This window comes from Tateyamaria sp. (genome assembly GCF_039940735.1).
Classification (GTDB): domain Bacteria; phylum Pseudomonadota; class Alphaproteobacteria; order Rhodobacterales; family Rhodobacteraceae; genus Tateyamaria.
Genome location: NZ_JBDVGB010000040.1, coordinates 25,865 through 43,557, shown reverse-complemented (window position 1 = coordinate 43,557; position 17,693 = coordinate 25,865). Strand labels below are relative to the sequence as shown.

Here is a 17,693-nt window from a genome sequence, read left to right as displayed (position 1 = left end):
TTTAAGTATTGTCGGTCAACGTGAACACACACACCGAGGCTGCGGCCACAGGCACCATGTCACCAACGACGCAATTGTCGCCTTCGTCGGGATCGGCGGTGTTCAAGATACGCTCCCATGAGGTGTCGGGCGCACAGGGGGGGAGCGCGATTTCGATGTCATTCCCATTGTTAAACATCAAGAATATCACATCGTTAGACGCCGAATAATGTGGCGTTGTGGAAGAGGTGCGCAGTTCAACACCCATGGCTTTGGTCTTGGGGTCTTCCCAATCTTTACGGGTCGGGGCCACGCCACTTGGCAAACGCCAGAACATATCCGGTTTGCCATCGGCACTGCGCGGACGCGAATGCAGGAACCGCGTTTGACGCAGCACTTTGTTGTTGCGACGCAGCGCACTTAGGCGCTCAACAAAAGCCAACAAGTCTTGATCCGCACTGCCCCAGTTGACCCAACCCAACGGGTTGTCTTGGCCAAACGTGTTGTTGTTGCCGTTTTGGGTGTTGCCGATTTCATCACCCGCCAACAACATTGGCGTCCCTTGGGATAAGAACCCGGTGGCCAGCATATTGCGTTGGCGTTGGGCGCGGGCTGCGTTTACGGCGCCGTCGTCCGTCGGCCCATCAACACCCATGTTGTCGGAATAATTGTCGTCCTTGCCGTCGCGGTTGTCTTCGCCATTGGCGTGGTTGTTCTTCTTTTCATAGCTGACAAGGTCGCGCAGGGTCATCCCGTCGTGGCAGGTGATAAAGTTGATCGAAGAGGTTGCCGCGCGCCCCGAATGGTCAAACGTGTCCGCCGCACCAGTCAGGCAACCGCCCAACCGCCCGATATAGCCGTCATCACCGCGCCAAAACTTGCGCACACCATCGCGGAATTTGTCGTTATATTCCATAAACGGATGGGGCCAGTTGCCCAACTGATACCCGCCGGGGCCAAGGTCCCAAGGTTCTGCGATCAGTTTGACGCGGCTTAACACGGGGTCTTGCCCAAGCGCGTCCAAAAAACCGCCATTGCGGTTGAACCCGTCAATCTCGCGCCCGAGCACAGTGGCCAGATCAAAGCGGAAGCCGTCGACATGCATGACTTCGACCCAATAGCGAAGCGAGTCCATGATCATGCGTAGCACCATCGGATGGCGCACATTTAACGTGTTTCCGGTGCCTGTGTCGTTGATGTAATAACGCTGGTCATCCGTCAGGCGGTAATAAGATTTGTTGTCGAGCCCGCGAAACGACAGGGTCGGGCCCATATGATTGCCTTCGCCTGAGTGGTTGTACACCACGTCGAGGATTACTTCGATTCCGGCGGCATGAAAGCGGCGCACCATGGTCTGGAATTCCCAGATGCCGGCCTGATCCATATACCGCGGTTCGGGCGCAAAAAAGCCAATAGATTGATAGCCCCAGTAGTTGCGCAGGTTTGCATCCACCAGAAACTTGTCATCGATAAACGCCTGCACAGGCAAAAGCTGGACGGTCGTCACACCCAGCTTGTTCAGATGCTCTAGTACCGGTTCGCTGCTCATCCCCAGAAAATGCCCGCGCTGGGTGTGGCGTAGACCGGGGAATTCGGCAGTCATGCCTTTGACATGAGCTTCGTAGATCAGGGTGTCTGAGGCACTGATTTCAGGCGGCGCATCCTTGCCCCACTCAAAGCTGGGATCCACCACGACGGAACGCGGCACATAGGCCGCACTGTCGCGCCGATCAAAGCTAAGATCGCCAGTTTTGGCACCAATGGTATAACCCATAACCGCGTCGTTCCACGCCACTTCGCCGTTGATGCGCTTGGCATAAGGATCCAGCAGCAACTTGTTGGGATTAAAACGATGCCCGTTTTCGGGGTCATAGGGCCCATGCACGCGGTAACCATAGCTGGCGCCGGGTGTGAGGCCTGCGATGTAGATGTGCCAAACATCACCGTCGCGTTCCATCAAAGGAATGCGTGCGATTTCGATCCAGCCATCGCGGTCAAACAGACATAGTTCGACCTGTTCGGCATGTTCTGAAAACACGGCAAAATTGACGCCCTCACCATCAAAGGTCGCCCCGATGGGAAAGGGGCGTCCGGCTGACATGGAATGGTGCTTTAAGGTCTTTGGTAGATCGTGAGGGGCGGAGACGTTCACTTGGTCAACCTTTCATACAACGCAGCATATGCAGTCGATGAGGCCTCCCAACCCAAGCTCTGCTTCATGCCCCGTTTTAGCAAACGCGACCATGCCGCCTTGTCCCTAAACATCAGGGCCGCGTTGCGCAAGCAATGGCCAAAGGCCAGCGCGTCAATCGGATGGAATTGAAAACCAGTGGACGCATTTGACGCATTGGCCATTGTGTTGGCGTTGATCACGCTGTCAGCCAAACCGCCCGTCGCGGCGACAACCGGCACCGTGCCATAGCGCAGTCCATAAAGTTGCGTCAGTCCGCAAGGTTCAAAACGCGACGGCACCAGCACCATGTCGCCACCACCGAACATGCGGTGCGAAAGCGCTTCGTCATAGCCAATCCGTAAACCGACCTTGCCCGGGTGATTGCGCGCCAACAGGCGCATCTGGTCTTCGATGGCGGGATCACCGCTGCCAAGGATCGCAAGGCCACCGCCCTCTGCGATAAATTGTTCGGCGGTGGCGGCGATCAGATCCATGCCTTTTTGCGCGGTCAGCCGGCTGACGATGATGCCCAAAGGGCCATCGATCTTGGACAGGCCAAATTCGGCCATCAGCGCCTTGCGGTTCTTGGTTTTCCCTTTCAAGGACGTGACGGAATAGGAGGCGATTTCGGGATCGGTCGCTGGGTTCCAGATGTCCATGTCGATGCCGTTCAGGATGCCGCTTAAGTCGCCTGCGCGGTGCGCGATCAATCCTTCTAGTCCCATGCCGAACTCGGGGCGCATCAATTCAGCCGCATAGGTTGGGCTGACAGTGGTGATCGCATCTGCATCCACCAATCCCGCTTTTAACGTGCTAATCTGGCCCCAATATTCCAAAGCTTCAGAGGTGAAGCTTGAGACTGGCAACCCGAGGACGCCGAGCATGGCGGCAGGTGCCAAGCCTTGAAAGGCGATGTTGTGCACGGTCATCACAGTGGCCACGTCATGCGGCCCGCCAAGATTCAGATAGGTTGGCGCAAGGCCTGCCTGCCAGTCATGGGCGTGCAGCACTTGCGGTTTCCAACCATCTGAAAGCCCTTCGCGTGCGATTTGTGCTGCGGCATAGGAAAGTGCTGCAAAGCGCACAGGATTGTCGGGAAAGTCGGTCGGATTGCCATAGGGACCGCCGGGCCGATCATAATGGTGCGGTGCATCTAGCAACAGCACGTCTAGGCCATCAACGGTGCCCGCCATCACGCGTGCTTTGCCGCCCATCAAGTCCTTAAAGGTTAAAACCTGCTGTTTGGCACCTGCCTTTTCAAGCAGGCCGGGATAAGCAGGCAGCAAGGTGCGGGCCTGCCAACCCGTCGTAGCCAAGCCCGCAGGCAATGCGCCCGCCACATCGGCCAGCCCCCCTGTCTTGATCAGGGGGACACATTCTGACGTGACGGACAAAACATTGCGCATGGGCTTAGTCCAGTGCCGCAGCGCGTGCCGCAATCATTGGCGCAGTGATCAACGTAACGCCGCTGTCTGTGACGCGGAACCACTTGGCATCTTCGACCGGGTCTTGGCCGACGACCAATCCTTCGGGGATGATCACGCCGCGATCGATCACGCATTTTGAAAGCGCAGCCTCGCGCCCCACTTGGACGTAGGGTAGGGCCACGACCTGATGGAGTGACGAAAATGAATGGCTGCGCACGCCAGTAAACAATAGGGATTCACTGATTTCTGAGCCAGAAATGATGCACCCACCCGACACCATCGAAGACACGGCCATACCGCGTCGCTTGTCTTCGTTGTGAATGAATTTGGCTGGTGGCACGCTTTCTGAATAAGTCCAGATCGGCCACGTATTGTCATAAATATCCAGCGGCGGCGTGAACTTTGTCAGGTCAATATTGGCCTGCCAGAACGCATCAATGGTGCCTACATCGCGCCAATAAGGTTCGGTTTCCAATCCCGATTGCACGCAGCTGTCCACAAAACGGTGCGCCTGTGCTTTGCCGCCTTTGACAACTTGCGGGATGATATCGTTGCCAAAATCATGGCTGGAATTGTCATCTGCCATGTCCTTGATCAGCAAATCACGCAGGAAGCTCCATTTGAAAACATAGATGCCCATCGACGCAAGCGCATGATCCGGGTCGCCCGGAATGGATGGCGGATCGGCTGGTTTTTCAAGAAAATTGGTGATGCGGTCTTTTTCGTCACAATGCATCACGCCAAAGGCTTTGGCCTCGTCCCGAGGTACGGTCAAACAGCCGATGGTGACGTCGGCGTCGGTGTCCACATGCTGTTGCAGCATGATTTCGTAATCCATCTTATAGATGTGGTCGCCCGCCAGGACGACGATGTAATCAACGTCATAACTGTCAATAATATCAATATTTTGCGCCACGGCGTCTGCGGTGCCTAGGTACCATTTATCTTCGGATGTGCGTTGGCTTGCGGGCAGGATATCAAGGTATTCATTCCGTTCAGCTCGCAGAAAACCCCAGCCGCGTTGGCAGTGACGGATCAGGCTGTGGGCCTTGTACTGCGTCGCGATGGCCATCTTACGAATGCCGGAATTCAGCGCGTTGGACAGCGCAAAATCCACAATCCGGGTTTTGCCGCCGAAATACACCGCAGGCTTGGCCCGGCTGTCTGTCAATTCCTTGAGGCGACTGCCCCGCCCGCCTGCAAGCACGAAGGCCATCGCGCGATTGGATAGCCTTTGGTTAGGTGTCGGTTTCATTGGTCGTCCTCCCCTTCGATTAATATCACGGCCGAAAGTGGCGGCAGCGTGACGTTGGCCGAATGGGATTGGCCCATCCATTCAACACCTTCGGCGCGCACCCCTCCTAGGTTGCCACGTCCACCACCGCCGTATTCGGCTGCATCTGTATTTAGCGCCTCGCGCCAAAATCCGGGTCCCGGAAGGCCGACACGGTGGTCGGGCCGCTCAACCGGAGTCATATTCAAAATCACCACCACACGCGGATCATCAGGCCCGCCGTTGCGCTGATACACATAGATCGAATTTTCGACATCACCGCCATCAACCCATGCAAAACCCGATGGGCGGCAGTCGTTGACATAAAGGGCGGGCGTGGCGCGATAGAGCGTATTCAGATCACGCACCAGCTTTTGCATGCTGCTGTGCAAAGGTGCATCGAGCAGATGCCAATCAAGGCTTTGATTGTGGTTCCATTCATCCCTTTGCGCGAATTCTTGGCCCATGAACAGCAGCTTCTTACCCGGATGGCTCCACATAAAGCCATAATAGGCGCGCAAGTTGGCGAACTTTTCCCAATCGTTGCCGGGCATCTTTTCCAGCATCGATCCTTTGCCATGCACGACCTCATCGTGGCTAATGGGCAGCACAAAGTTTTCGGTAAACGCGTAATCGATGCCAAAGGTCATCAAATGATGGTGGTGTTTGCGATTGATCGGGTCTTCTTCCATGTAGCGCAGGGTGTCGTTCATCCACCCCATGTTCCACTTGAACCCGAATCCAAGACCGCCGTGATAGACCGGGCGCGACACGCCGGGAAAGGCGGTGCTTTCCTCGGCCACGGTCATGACGCTGTCGTCTTCGCCGTAAACAAAGCTGTTGGTGCTTTGCAGAAAGTCGATGGTTTCGTAGTTCTCGCGCCCGCCGTCTTTATTGGGCACCCATTCGCCATCTTTGCGCGAATAATCACGGTACAGCATGGACGCAACGGCATCGACGCGGATGCCGTCCAGATGATATTCCTCAAGCCAATACAGGGCGTTAGACCGCATGAAATTCACGACTTCGCGCCGCCCAAAGTTAAAGATGAGAGTGTTCCAATCTTGATGGAACCCCTCGCGTGGGTCAGCATGTTCGTACAGATGCGTGCCGTCAAATTGCGCCAGCCCATGTTCGTCAGTGGGAAAGTGCGCAGGCACCCAATCGAGCAATATGCCAAGGCCCTTGTTGTGAGCCGCCGTCACCAGCGCGCGGAATTCATCCGGTGTGCCGTGGCGAATGGTGGGCGCATACATGCCGATGGGCTGATAGCCCCACGAACCGTCAAAAGGGTGTTCGGTGATCGGCATCATCTCGATATGGGTGAACCCCATGTCGGCCACATAATCCACTAGATCAGCGGCGAGTTCTTCGTAAGATAGCGGGCGATTGCCCTCGGCGTGTTTCCAGCTGGCGAGGTTGACCTCGTAAATGCTGATCGCCACGTCGGTGCTGTGCCGCGCGCCGCGCGTTTTCATCCAATCGGCATCACCCCAACTGTAATGTGTGATATCGCGTACGACCGACCCAGTCTTGGGCGGGTGTTCTGACCCAAACCCTACGGGGTCGGCCTTTAGCGGTAGATCAACGTCATTGGCGCGGATCGCGTATTTATAGACATCACCGGGCACAACACCGGGTATGAAAATCTCCCAAACGCCGGAAATGCCTAAGCGGCGCATGCCGTGGCGGCGCGCGTCCCACACATTGAAATCGCCAACAACTGCAACACGGTCAGCGTTGGGGGCCCAGACGGCAAAATGCACACCAGAGACGCCATCAATGGTCATGACATGGGCGCCAAGGGTCTTCCACAGACGGTGCATCGACCCTTCGCCAAGGAAGTACAGGTCATCATCGCTTAGAACGCGGTCAAAGCGATAGGGGTCCTCAAAGGTCCATTCTGTTTCGCCCGCACGTGCGGTGAAACGGTAAGGCGTGTGTTTTGTTAGCAAAGTGCAGAACAGACCCGGTGCATCTGGCACAGGTTCCAACGGGATGCGCGTGGATTTTCCGGTGATACAGGTCACGGTGTCTGCACCGGGCACAAAGACATTCAGCGCAAAACCGTCCGGGTGGTCGCGCAGACCAAGAAAGTGGAACGGATCGCCAAGATGTCCGTTTAGCAAAACAGCCGTCACATCCGCTGGTGGGGCAGCGCTTAGGGCCGTTTCAAGCGTAGGACGTTTTGCCATAGCGATGTTTGGTCTTTCCGGATTGCCGCGCTGGGCATAAAATATGCGCAGCGCCTGTATTGCTTTTGAAAGACTAACCCGAAACTGCGCGCTTATGTCAGCCCTTCATTTTGATTTTAGTGTGGTGTCAGGCGAAAGGTGCGTCATCGCCTTTGGTTTCCACATATGCATAGCCAAAGGGTGGCAGTTTCAAACGGCCTTTGACAACCTCACCTGTGGTGGGGCCGGTCAAGGTCGCCCCTTCGCCAAGGCGTACGGATTTGGCTTTGTTCGACAGGTTGAACACACCGGTCAGGCTGGTGCCTTCATGGGTGCGGCACACAGCTAACAAAGGCTTGGGCAGCTTGGGGAATGTCGTTTCGCCCTGCGTCAGTTCAATGCGCGATTTCCGGTAGGCAAACGCAGCCCGGTATGCGCCCAGCACGGACGAGTTGTCGCCTTCTTGCCCTGCCACTGCGCGTGCGGCTTGGGGGGCTTTGACCGGCAACCATGTGTCACCAGTGGAAAAGCCGGCATTGGGCTGGCTTTCATCCCAGACCATCGGCGTGCGACAGCCATCGCGGCCTTTGTTGTCAGGCCAGAAATCCACATAGCCCAAGTCGGTCAGCTCGTGAAACTCGATATCAGTTTCGGTTTGGCCCAGTTCCTCGCCTTGATAGACGCCCAAGGTGCCGGGAAAGCTGATCAGCATGTTGATGGCCTGCTTGGCCACTGTGTCCTCAAACTCGGGCGTTGGCGCCCAGCGGGTCACATGGCGGTTCACATCGTGGTTGGACAGCGACCAGCAGGGCCAACCATCGGGGGCCTCGTCCATGAACCCTTGGATGCAGCGTTTGAAATGTTCGGGGCTGTGGTCGTGGCTGAGCATGGCAAAGGAATAGGCCATGTGCAGCTTGTCATTGCCGGCGGTATATTCGCCCATCAATTCGACCTGACGAAAGCCATCATCGCCCACTTCGCCGATCAACATGCGGTCGTCGTATTTGTCCATCAACGCGCGCAAACGGCGCAGCACGTCGATGTTTTCAGGGCGCGACTTGGAATAGACATGGCGTTGCGCACCGTAGGGGTGGCCGGGGAATTCTTTGTATTTCGCCACTGGGTTGTTGCGCAGTTCTTGATCGTGCACATAGAAATTCACGGTATCCAAACGGAACCCATCCACCCCGCGCTTAAGCCAAAAATCCATCGCTTCCAGCAGTGCATCGACAACTTCGGTGTTGTGAAAGTTCAAGTCCGGCTGCGAGGTCAGGAAGTTGTGCAAGAAATATTGCTTGCGGCGCGCATCAAACATCCACGCCGACCCGCCAAAGACCGAAATCCAGTTTGTCGGGGCTGTGCCATCACGCTTTGGATCAGCCCAAACATACCAATCGGCCTTGTCGTTGGTTTTGTCCTGACGGCTTTCTTGAAACCACGCGTGTTGATCTGAGGTATGCGAGAGCACCTGATCGATGATGACCTTTAGCCCCAATTCATGGGCGCGCGCGATCAGCGCGTCAAAATCCTCAATCGTGCCGAACAGCGGGTTTACGCTGGTGTAATCGGACACGTCATAGCCCATGTCCTTGTCAGGGGACGTAAAGAAGGGCGACAACCAAATCGCATCCACCCCAAGGTTGGCCACGTGATCTAGACGCCGCGTGATGCCGGGCAAGTCACCAATGCCGTTCCCGCTGTCGTCCTGAAACGACCGGGGATAAATCTGATAGATTACTGCATCCCGCCACCATTCGCGCATCTAGGTTCTCCTACATTTGTCCTGAGTTTGCCTGTCGTGGGCACCTTTGTTGATGTCCACTATGCGGAATGCCATCGGCATGACAACCAGATAGGCCGATGCGTGGCCTTCCGTCACAGGCTTTGATCTTTGCATGGTTTGCCAAAAGAAGGCCTTGGGGGTTATCCGGCGCGCAAAGCTGTGCTTGCATTGGTGGTATCGATCTGGCGCAGAAACAGGATTGCAGGGCTTGTTAAACCTTTGGCAGCAATGCGCGCGACCAAATCACGCGCTGGACAGTCTAGCACTTTTTGATCGGCGCGCTGGGCGTTGGCGACGGCAGTGACGTGCACATGGTCAAGCAGCCCTGCATTGGAAAGAACATCCACAATCTGCCCAGCGGTTTGCACGCCCATATAGACGGCAACATGACTGCGGGTGCTAAGATGTTGAACCCAATCGGGGTGTGTGTGCGCATCGACTTTGCGCCCCGTGGTCAAGACCAGCGTGTCGGTCTTTCCCCGTTCAGTTAGAAAACCACCTAACGCCGCTGCGGCACCGCTGGCCGCCGTGACACCCGGCACGATCTCATAGGTCAGCCCGGCGGCGCTGAGTGCTTCGGCTTCCTCGGCACCGCGTGCAAATACGCCGGGATCCCCACATTTCAAACGCACAACCCGCTGCCCGCGCAATGCAGCTGACACGATCAACGCATTGATGCGATCCTGCGGCCAGCTATGACAGCCGGGTGCCTTGCCAACATAGATCCTTTCGGCATCGCGACGCGCCAGTTCCAAAACCCCTGGATCCACCAACCGATCATAGAAAATCACATCGGCCTCTTGCAAGCGTTGGACCCCGCGCAATGTGATCAAATCGCTGCTGCCCGGCCCAGCACCGACAAGAGCCACGGGGGTAGGGCCGCTTTGCGGGATTTGGCCCGAAGAAATCGCCGCCTTGATGGCCGTCGCAATGGGTTCATCGCCCTCAACATTGTGTTGCGCACGCAATGGTCCGTTAAACACCCAAGCCCAAAGGTCGCGCCGTTCGCGCGGTCCCAAACGGCGGGCCGCGAACCCGCGCAGTCGTCCCGCAAGGGCTGCGAGGTCGCCCAAACGCGGTTCCAACATTTCTTCCAGACGCGTCTTGATTTGGCGCGCCAGAACGGGGGCTGTCCCTTCGGTGCCAATGGCCACGACGACCGGGTCACGATCAATGATCGAAGGGGTGATCGCATCGCATAAGTCGGGGCGGTCCACGACATTAACTACGACACCAGCCGCCTTTGCGAGCATATGCAAACAACCATCCAGCCCCGGACACCCGGTCGCAATGAACACCAATGCCGCGTGTTCAAAGCTGGCAGGGCTGATCGCCCCACGCAGCCAGATGATGCGGCCCGTGTCGGCAAGGCTTTGCAATTCGACGTCCAAAGCATCTGCCAACACGACAATTCGTGCCTCGGTCTTAAGCATCAAGCGACACTTTTGCGCGGCTTGTTCACCGCCGCCCGCGATCACGACGGAACGACCTGACATGGTCAGAAACATCGGAAAGGTTTTCATCTAAACGTTTTTTTCATTTGATTATTCAGCCGCCATTGCTTTGATTTGCGTGGGCAAAAGTGCTGCCAGTTCTGGTCGACATGCCCCACAATTGGTGCCCGCCCCAGTTGCCGCGCCAAGAGCATCGACACTTGTGGCCCCGGCGGAAATCGCCTGCCGCAGATCATTCATACCAACGCCCATACAAGCGCAAACGGTCGCCCCGGGGTCTTTCGCGTTGGCGCGATTGCGCCCTGACAGCGCGTCCAACATCGGAACTTGCGTGCCGATCAGCGACACAGCATGACCGCGTGACACGGCCACCGGAGACGCCGCGCAATACATTACCGTATGGAGGACGCTATCCGCGCGATAAGCGATGCGCGTCATCCCCGTCGCCGGGTCATGCAATTGGCTGATATCATCGCCGGACAAAGCAACCAAATCCGCCAGCAACCCCTGTGGATCTTCTAGCATTGTTGAGCCTGCCATTTCAGCCTGCCACCCCGTCGCGCTGCGTGCCACGGCGCAATATTCTCCTTGTGGTTTTATCAGTTCCGCCGATGCGATAAATCCATACCACTTCGCCTCAAATCGCCGGGCTGATACCCGCCCGGCCTTCAAGGCAGGTTGACCAGATACGAGATCCGTACGGGTGCGTATAACTGAATTGACGGGCCCTGCCGCATTGCGTTGCCGCGTCCAATGCATTGGGGCAAACAGCTGGCCTTGCGCGACGCGGTCCGTCGGAAGAGCACGTAACACAGATGTCCGCCCACCAGATTCAAGTTCGACAAGTTCAACAATATCAAGACCCATGTTGCGTGCGTCTTCTGGGCAAATCTCGACGAAAGGTTCAGCCAAATGCGCGCCAAGGCGGGGTGATTTTCCCGTGCGGGACATCGTATGCCATTGGTCGCGAATACGCCCAGTGTTCAAGTGAAACCCTTCGGACACAGACCGCTCGGGCGCTGTCAAAGGCAACATCCGTGCCTTGCCATCGGCATGGAAGAACTGGCCATCCGCAAAAAACCGAGCACGCCCAGAACCTTTGGCTGGAACAGGCCATTGTACGGGCTCAAAGTGTGCGTATGCGTCGTCAGAAATATCAACTAAGCCATTGATATCAAAATCGCGATCGAACGGTTTTGCGGCCAAGCTTAATGCCGCATATTCGCGGAAAATCGCGGCAGGGCTGTCGTAGGAAAACGCCGCGTCAAAGCCCATTGCGCAGGCCACATCACAAATAATGCGCCAATCGGGCCGGGCCGATCCGGGCACAGGAAGGAAGGCGCGTTGACGAGACATCCGTCGTTCTGAATTTGTGACAGTGCCGTCTTTTTCGCCCCATCCCGTGGCGGGCAATAGCACATTTGCCAGATCGCCTGTGTCGGTGCGGGCCATGATGTCGGACACAACCGTAAACGGGACGTTTGCAATTGCATCGGCGACAGTTTCCGCATCTGGCATACTGGCGGCGGGGTTGGTCGACATGACCCACAGCGCTTTGATTTTACCATCTGCGCAGGCCTTAAAGAGGTCGACGGCCTTTAGCCCGGGGGCGGTGCACATCGTCGGGCTGTCCCAAAAATTCTGCACGGCTGTGCGATGATCTGCGTTCTCGATGTCGAGATGATTTGCCAACATATTGGCCAATCCGCCCACCTCGCGGCCACCCATGGCGTTGGGCTGGCCAGTCACCGAAAACGGCCCACATCCGGGGCGGCCAATGCGGCCTGTCGCCAGATGACAATTCAGAATCGCGTTCACTTTGTCTGACCCGCAAGACGACTGATTAACGCCCTGAGAATAGACGGTAACGACTTTTTGGGTGTCCGCCCATAGCGAGTAAAACTGGCGCAAAGCGTCTGGGTCTAATCCGCTTTCAGCGGGATCGGTGGCCTGCGCGGCCAGTGTTGCCGCGTCGAACCCGTTAACGTGTTTTTCGACATAATCGGCGTCCACGTGCCCTTCGGCGACCAGATGCGTCAGCAAACCGTTGAACAGTGCTATGTCGCCGTCTGGCGCAATTTGCAGATGTATATCAGCCAGTTGCGTGGTCGCGGTGCGGCGTGGATCAACGTTGACGACGCGCATATTGGGGCGGGCGGCTTTAGCCTCGGCGATGCGTTGATGCAAAACCGGGTGGCACCACGCCAAATTTGATCCCACAAGGACAATCAGATCGGCCTGTTCCAAGTCTTCGTAGGTGCCCGGCACGGTATCACTGCCAAAGGCTCGTTTGTGACCCGCCACAGAGGAGGCCATGCAAAGCCTTGAATTCGTGTCGATATTCGCCGATCCAATGAAACCCTTCATCAGCTTGTTGGCAGCATAGTAATCTTCGGTCAGCAATTGACCCGAGACATAGAACGCGACGCTATCGGGACCATGATCACGGATCGCGTCGCGGAATTTCGCGGCGACCAGATCAATGGCTGTGTCCCAATCCGCTTGCGTGCCGTCGATCTGCGGGGCCAACAAACGCCCTTCGAGGTCGATGGTTTCCCCAAGCGCTGAACCTTTTGAGCACAGTCGCCCAAAGTTTGCCGGATGGTTCGGATCGCCCTTTATGGTGCCATCAGGCGATGCGAGCACGCCGCACCCTACGCCGCAGTATGGACAAGTGGTGCACGTGCTCATGTTGTACACCCCGCGCGCAAATGGCTGTTGGCAAACGAGATGCGGCCTGCATCGTCAGCGCGCTGCATGATCCCTTTGGTTTGTGGGCTAAACTTGTGCAGCCAACTATTGTGGATGGCAAAGATCTGATCCGCCGCGGTTTGAAGCGCTACAACGCGTTTCAATTGTGTTTTGACGACAGGCGCGCCGCGCAGTGGGACGTCAGAAAAGCAGACAATATCAATCCGGTCGCTCATTATGCGGCCTCCAAGGTCAGGTTGGGAATAGTTTGGTAAATTTGAGGTGCCATCGCGACATGTTCTGCCGACCGGTCCTGCTGACTTACGGTTTGAGGTTGGTCAAAGCGGGCACCCAAATAGCCCTGCAATCGATCCGCAATCCGGTCATAGGTTAGGCTGCGCATAGCCTTTAGATCAGGCGTGCCGCCATTGATCGCATCCATATGTGTTCCGTTGGAAATGCCGTTGCTGCCATCGATGTCCGCATCATGCGGTAAGGCTGCAACGGCCACTGACGGGTCCAAGGGGGGGCCTCCTTGATAGGCGGGCCCGAATATGACCGTCTCGCGCATGTGAGAAATATCGGTCTTGTCGCGGATCAGCCCAAAGAACCAATTGCTGTCGGCCGTGTCGCCATACATGACCGTACCGACGATCACGCTGTCCTTGATCACAAGGCGGCGGTACACGCCAAGTCCGGGGTCGCGGAATACGATGTCTTCGCGCCCCTCGCCGTCGGCAAAGTCTCCCGCACTGAACAGATCACAGCCTGTGACCTTTAATTTCGTGCTGAGTTCCCTTTGGACAAAAGCCGCCTGCTGTCCAAGAAGCGTCTGCGCGGCGACTTTGGCTTGATCGTAAAGTGGGGCGACAAGGCCAAAGATCGCACCGTTATGTTCAACACATTCTCCGATTGCCAAAACATCTGGGTCTGATGTCAGCATCTGATCATCGACGTGAATGCCGCGCCCGACCGCCAAATCGGCGCCGACGGCAAGCGCCACGTTGGGCCGAATGCCGACAGCCATGACCAAAAGATCGCAGGGCAATTCGGTGCCGTCATCCAGCAACAAGGCTTTGACATGCCCGTCGGCACCTAGGATTTCTTTGGAATTGGCCTGGCAAAGAATTGTAATCCCTTTGTCGACCAGCGCCTTGCGCAGAAGGTATCCGGCGGCTTCATCCAATTGGCGTTCCATCAAGTGGCCCATGATGTGCACGACCGTGACATCAACACCGCGAACGGCCATACCTGCCGCCGCTTCTAGACCCAGCAAACCACCACCGATGACAACGACCTTGTTGCCTGCACCAAGTGACATCATCTGTTCGGTGTCTTCTAGATCGCGATACGCAATCACGCCTTTTAAATCGTGGCCGGGCAGAGGGATGATAAAGGGGTTGGACCCGGTCCCAAAAACAAGTTTGTCATAGGCCACAACGTCCCCATTGGCCGCTGTGACCGTGCGGGCAGCCCGATCAATGGATGTGATCGCTTCGCCAAAACGACAGGTGATCCCATGTGTTTCGTAAAACGCATCGTCATGGGTCACGATTTCGGCGTAGGTTTTGTCGCCAGCCAGAACAGGCGACAACATGATGCGGTTGTAGTTGCCGCGCGGCTCTGCGTTGAAAAGGGTGATGTCATAGGCATCGGGGGCCTGTTCCATCACATCCTCGATCAACCGGCCTGTGGCCATTCCGGCCCCGATGATTACGAGTTTTTTAGTCACTTCGTCCTCCTAAGTCGAAGGGTGCTGCGGCTGAGCCAAGGCCACGTTCGGTGGCATCTTTTCGAAAGCTCGGCCCTAGGCACAGGGGGGGGACAAGTGCGATCTGGTCAGGTGTCATGGGTCACTCCGCTGCGATGGCTTTGGGTTTCGCCTTGGGCTTTGCGCCGTGTTCATATTCCTCAAGAAAATCAAGAACATCTTGCCGGTAGGAATAATAATCAGGGTGCTCCAACAGAGCTTTGCGGGTGCGCGGGCGGGGCAGGTCGACGTCAACGATTTTACCGATGGTGGCTTGCGGCCCGTTGGTCATCATCACGACTCGATCTGCCAGCAAAATTGCTTCGTCCACGTCGTGGGTGACGCAAATGGCGGTGACTTTGGTGCGGCTCCAGACCTCCATCAGCACTTCTTGCAATTCCCAACGCGTGAGGGAATCCAACATGCCAAAGGGTTCGTCCAACAACAACAATTTCGGCGACAAGGCAAAAGCGCGGGCAATGCCAACACGTTGCTTCATGCCGTTGGAAAGGCTGTCGGCTTGCTTGTCCATCGCATCAGACAGACCCACCCGTTCAAGGTAATATTCGACGACCTCTTGGCGTTCGATCCGGGTCGCATTTGGGTAAACCTTGTCCACCCCAATCGCGACATTTTCCTTTGCGGAAAGCCACGGAAACAGGTTTGGCGATTGAAACACCACGGCGCGTTCAGGGTCAGCCCCTTCGACGTGGCGGCCATCCAGTTTGATTGCGCCTTTGGAAATCTCATTCAGTCCGGCTGCCATCGTCAAAACAGTTGACTTACCACAACCCGAATGCCCGATAAGGGATATAAACTCCCCTTTGTTGATCTTAAGGTCGAAGTCTTCGACCACCGTCAGCGGACCTTTGGGGGTTGGGTACACTTTGTGCAGTTGCGAAAAGTCCAAAAACCGGTTTTCGATCATACCAGATTGCGCATCTGCCACCGCCGTCGGCACACCGTGGATAGGGGTCACGTCGGGCAGGGCGCGTGTTTCTTCGATCTTGGCTTCGATGCCGACATCCATCAGATATTTGGTCACATCAGCACGCAGACGTTTGAACGTTTCGTCGGTGTTCATGTCCATCCGATCGCGGGGACGGGGGATGTTGACTTTGAATTCTGCGCCCAAAGTCCCATCCGGATTTAGGGCAATGATGCGGTCGGCCAGAATAATCGCCTCGTCCACATCGTTGGTGATCAAAACGCAGGTTTTCTTGTCGGCATCCCAAATGTGTTCGATCTCATCCGCCAGATTGGCACGCGTCAAAGCATCGAGCGCGCTGAGCGGTTCATCTAGCAGCAGCATCTCGGGGTTCATCGCCAAAGCACGCGCCACGTTCACGCGTTGACGCATTCCGCCGGACAACTCGGCCGGGCGACGCATGGCAGCATGGCCCAAACCAACCATATTGACGTAATGGTCGACCTTTTTCGCGCGTTCTTCTTTGGAAAGCCCGCCATGCACCGTGTCAACGGCAAGGCGTACGTTCCCATTCACAGTGAGCCAAGGCATCAGCGAATAACTTTGAAAGATCACGCCACGTTCAGGGCCGGGGCCCTTGATTGGCGCTCCGCGATAGCTCACTTCGCCTTGCGTGGGCGTATCTAGGCCAGCCATCAGGTTGATCAAAGTTGTCTTGCCCGAGCCGGAAAATCCAAGCAAAACAAGGAATTCTCCCTCTTGTACGTCAAGGCTGATGTCGTTCAGCACATCGACGCGATGTTCGCCCGAGCCATAGGATTTGGTGACATTTTTAAAGGATAATACATTCATATCGATCACCGGTTGTTCGTGAATGTGAACAGGGATTGGATCGCATACATCAACCGATCAAGCAGGAAGCCGATGATGCCGATGGTCAGCACAGCCACGATGATTTTGGCCAGCGATTGCGATGATCCATTCTGGAACTCGTCCCAGACAAACTTTCCAAGACCGGGGTTTTGCGCCAACATTTCGGCGGCAATCAACACCATCCAGCCCACGCCAAGCGACAGCCGCAGGCCGGTAAACATCAAGGGCAAAGCCGAGGGCAGAACCAGCTTTGTGATCTTGGTCCATGTGCTCATCTTTAGAACTTTTGAAACGCTGACGAGGTCTTTGTCGATGCTCGCGACACCAAGTGTTGTGTTGATCAGCGTGGGCCACAGCGAACACAGGGTCACAGTGATGGCCGATGTCAAAAAGGATTTCGACATCAAGCCATCGCTGGCATAAGTGGCCGACACAACCATGGTTACAATGGGCAACCAAGCCAGCGGCGACACAGGTTTGAAAATCTGGATCAGCGGGTTGATGGCGGCAGACACCATCGGGCTAAGACCCGCGGCAATGCCAAGCGGAATGGCAACAGCCGATGCCAGCAAAAATCCAAAGAATACGGTTTTGATCGACGTCCAGATCTGGTCGTAATAGGTCGGTTTCCCGGTATAGATGCGCTGTTTGACGCGGTCTTCTTGACCGTCTGCGATCAGCTTGGCGTTGCGTTCGTCTTGACGCACATAAAAGGCCGCTTCCTTGTCACGCTCGCGCGCAGCGTCGTCGTTCAAAACGCCAACCTGTTCCCAAACTTGCATCGGTCCGGGGATCGCCCCAAGTGAGGTTTGTACTTTTGGCGCCAGAGCAGACCATGCGCCTAGAAACAGTGCGATTGCCAGTAGCGGAACACCCAGAAGCCGCCAGATTTCTTTGCCTTGTGCGCGTGGATTGTCCCCGGCGGCGGCTTTTGCCATCGGCGTCAGCCATGCAAGGCCCAGGACCTGAAACCATTTGTCCGCGGCGTTGATTTTCGTGAACAGGCGCTGGCGGCGGGCTTCGCGATCGGCACTGTCCTGTGCGGCGATTTCGGAAGGGTCAATGGCGGTCATGTTAGGGTTCTCCGAGATACCGCAGGGCGGTCTGATGTCGTTTCAGTGCACAGTTTGTCAGTCGTGAATTTTAACGCATGGGTCGTGATGAAAAGTGCCGCTTAATTGGGCGGCA

General features: G+C 56.3%; 10 protein-coding genes and 1 pseudogene. All 11 read right to left on the bottom strand.

Going from position 1 to position 17,693, the window contains the following annotated elements; all coding sequences use genetic code 11:
- Window position 1: 1 nt before the first annotated feature.
- On the bottom strand, window positions 2-2,080 hold the full coding sequence (gene glgX, locus ABJF76_RS08440; protein ID WP_413821808.1) for a glycogen debranching protein GlgX: 2,079 nt from the start codon (window positions 2,078-2,080) through the stop codon (window positions 2-4).
- Window positions 2,081-2,127: 47 nt separating this feature from the next.
- On the bottom strand, window positions 2,128-3,558 hold the full coding sequence (gene glgA, locus ABJF76_RS08435; RefSeq protein ID WP_413821809.1) for a glycogen synthase GlgA: 1,431 nt from the start codon (window positions 3,556-3,558) through the stop codon (window positions 2,128-2,130).
- Between the two features lie 4 nt (window positions 3,559-3,562).
- Window positions 3,563-4,834: a glucose-1-phosphate adenylyltransferase gene (gene glgC / locus ABJF76_RS08430; protein ID WP_413821810.1), complete on the bottom strand. Its 1,272-nt coding sequence runs from the start codon at window positions 4,832-4,834 to the stop codon at window positions 3,563-3,565.
- Complete coding sequence (gene glgB, locus ABJF76_RS08425; RefSeq protein WP_413821811.1) at window positions 4,831-7,047, bottom strand: 1,4-alpha-glucan branching protein GlgB; 2,217 nt, start codon at window positions 7,045-7,047, stop codon at window positions 4,831-4,833. Before glgB ends, glgC begins: the two co-directional genes overlap by 4 nt.
- Before the next feature lie 127 nt (window positions 7,048-7,174).
- Window positions 7,175-8,788, bottom strand: coding sequence for an alpha-amylase family glycosyl hydrolase (locus ABJF76_RS08420; protein WP_413821812.1), 1,614 nt, complete (start codon window positions 8,786-8,788; stop codon window positions 7,175-7,177).
- A 161-nt stretch (window positions 8,789-8,949) separates the two neighbouring features.
- Window positions 8,950-10,332, bottom strand: a complete 1,383-nt coding sequence (cysG, locus tag ABJF76_RS08415) for a siroheme synthase CysG (RefSeq protein WP_413821813.1) — start codon at window positions 10,330-10,332, stop codon at window positions 8,950-8,952.
- Between the two features lie 21 nt (window positions 10,333-10,353).
- Window positions 10,354-12,954: a molybdopterin-dependent oxidoreductase gene (locus tag ABJF76_RS08410; RefSeq protein ID WP_413821814.1), complete on the bottom strand. Its 2,601-nt coding sequence runs from the start codon at window positions 12,952-12,954 to the stop codon at window positions 10,354-10,356.
- Window positions 12,951-13,190, bottom strand: a complete 240-nt coding sequence (locus tag ABJF76_RS08405; protein ID WP_413821815.1) for a hypothetical protein — start codon at window positions 13,188-13,190, stop codon at window positions 12,951-12,953. Before ABJF76_RS08405 ends, ABJF76_RS08410 begins: the two co-directional genes overlap by 4 nt.
- 152 nt (window positions 13,191-13,342) lie before the next feature.
- Window positions 13,343-14,686: pseudogene (locus ABJF76_RS08400) on the bottom strand (NAD(P)/FAD-dependent oxidoreductase); the annotation flags it as partial.
- A 121-nt stretch (window positions 14,687-14,807) separates the two neighbouring features.
- Window positions 14,808-16,484 carry an ABC transporter ATP-binding protein gene (locus ABJF76_RS08395; RefSeq protein WP_413821816.1) on the bottom strand — a complete coding sequence of 559 codons (1,677 nt, stop codon included), beginning with the start codon at window positions 16,482-16,484 and terminating at the stop codon, window positions 14,808-14,810.
- Window positions 16,485-16,489: 5 nt separating this feature from the next.
- Window positions 16,490-17,578, bottom strand: a complete 1,089-nt coding sequence (locus ABJF76_RS08390; RefSeq protein WP_413821817.1) for an ABC transporter permease — start codon at window positions 17,576-17,578, stop codon at window positions 16,490-16,492.
- Between the last annotated feature and the right edge of the window lie 115 nt (window positions 17,579-17,693).

Excerpts from the sequence above, each read along its gene's own strand:
- glgX (WP_413821808.1), bottom strand. The coding sequence starts at position 2,080 with ATGTCAGCCGGACGCCCCTTTCCCATCGGGGCGACCTTTGATGGTGAG.
- glgA (WP_413821809.1), bottom strand. The coding sequence starts at position 3,558 with ATGCGCAATGTTTTGTCCGTCACGTCAGAATGTGTCCCCCTGATCAAG.
- glgC (WP_413821810.1), bottom strand. The coding sequence starts at position 4,834 with ATGAAACCGACACCTAACCAAAGGCTATCCAATCGCGCGATGGCCTTC.
- glgB (WP_413821811.1), bottom strand. The coding sequence starts at position 7,047 with ATGGCAAAACGTCCTACGCTTGAAACGGCCCTAAGCGCTGCCCCACCA.
- ABJF76_RS08420 (WP_413821812.1), bottom strand. The coding sequence starts at position 8,788 with ATGCGCGAATGGTGGCGGGATGCAGTAATCTATCAGATTTATCCCCGG.
- cysG (WP_413821813.1), bottom strand. The coding sequence starts at position 10,332 with ATGAAAACCTTTCCGATGTTTCTGACCATGTCAGGTCGTTCCGTCGTG.
- ABJF76_RS08410 (WP_413821814.1), bottom strand. The coding sequence starts at position 12,954 with ATGAGCACGTGCACCACTTGTCCATACTGCGGCGTAGGGTGCGGCGTG.
- ABJF76_RS08405 (WP_413821815.1), bottom strand. The coding sequence starts at position 13,190 with ATGAGCGACCGGATTGATATTGTCTGCTTTTCTGACGTCCCACTGCGC.
- ABJF76_RS08395 (WP_413821816.1), bottom strand. The coding sequence starts at position 16,484 with ATGAATGTATTATCCTTTAAAAATGTCACCAAATCCTATGGCTCGGGC.
- ABJF76_RS08390 (WP_413821817.1), bottom strand. The coding sequence starts at position 17,578 with ATGACCGCCATTGACCCTTCCGAAATCGCCGCACAGGACAGTGCCGAT.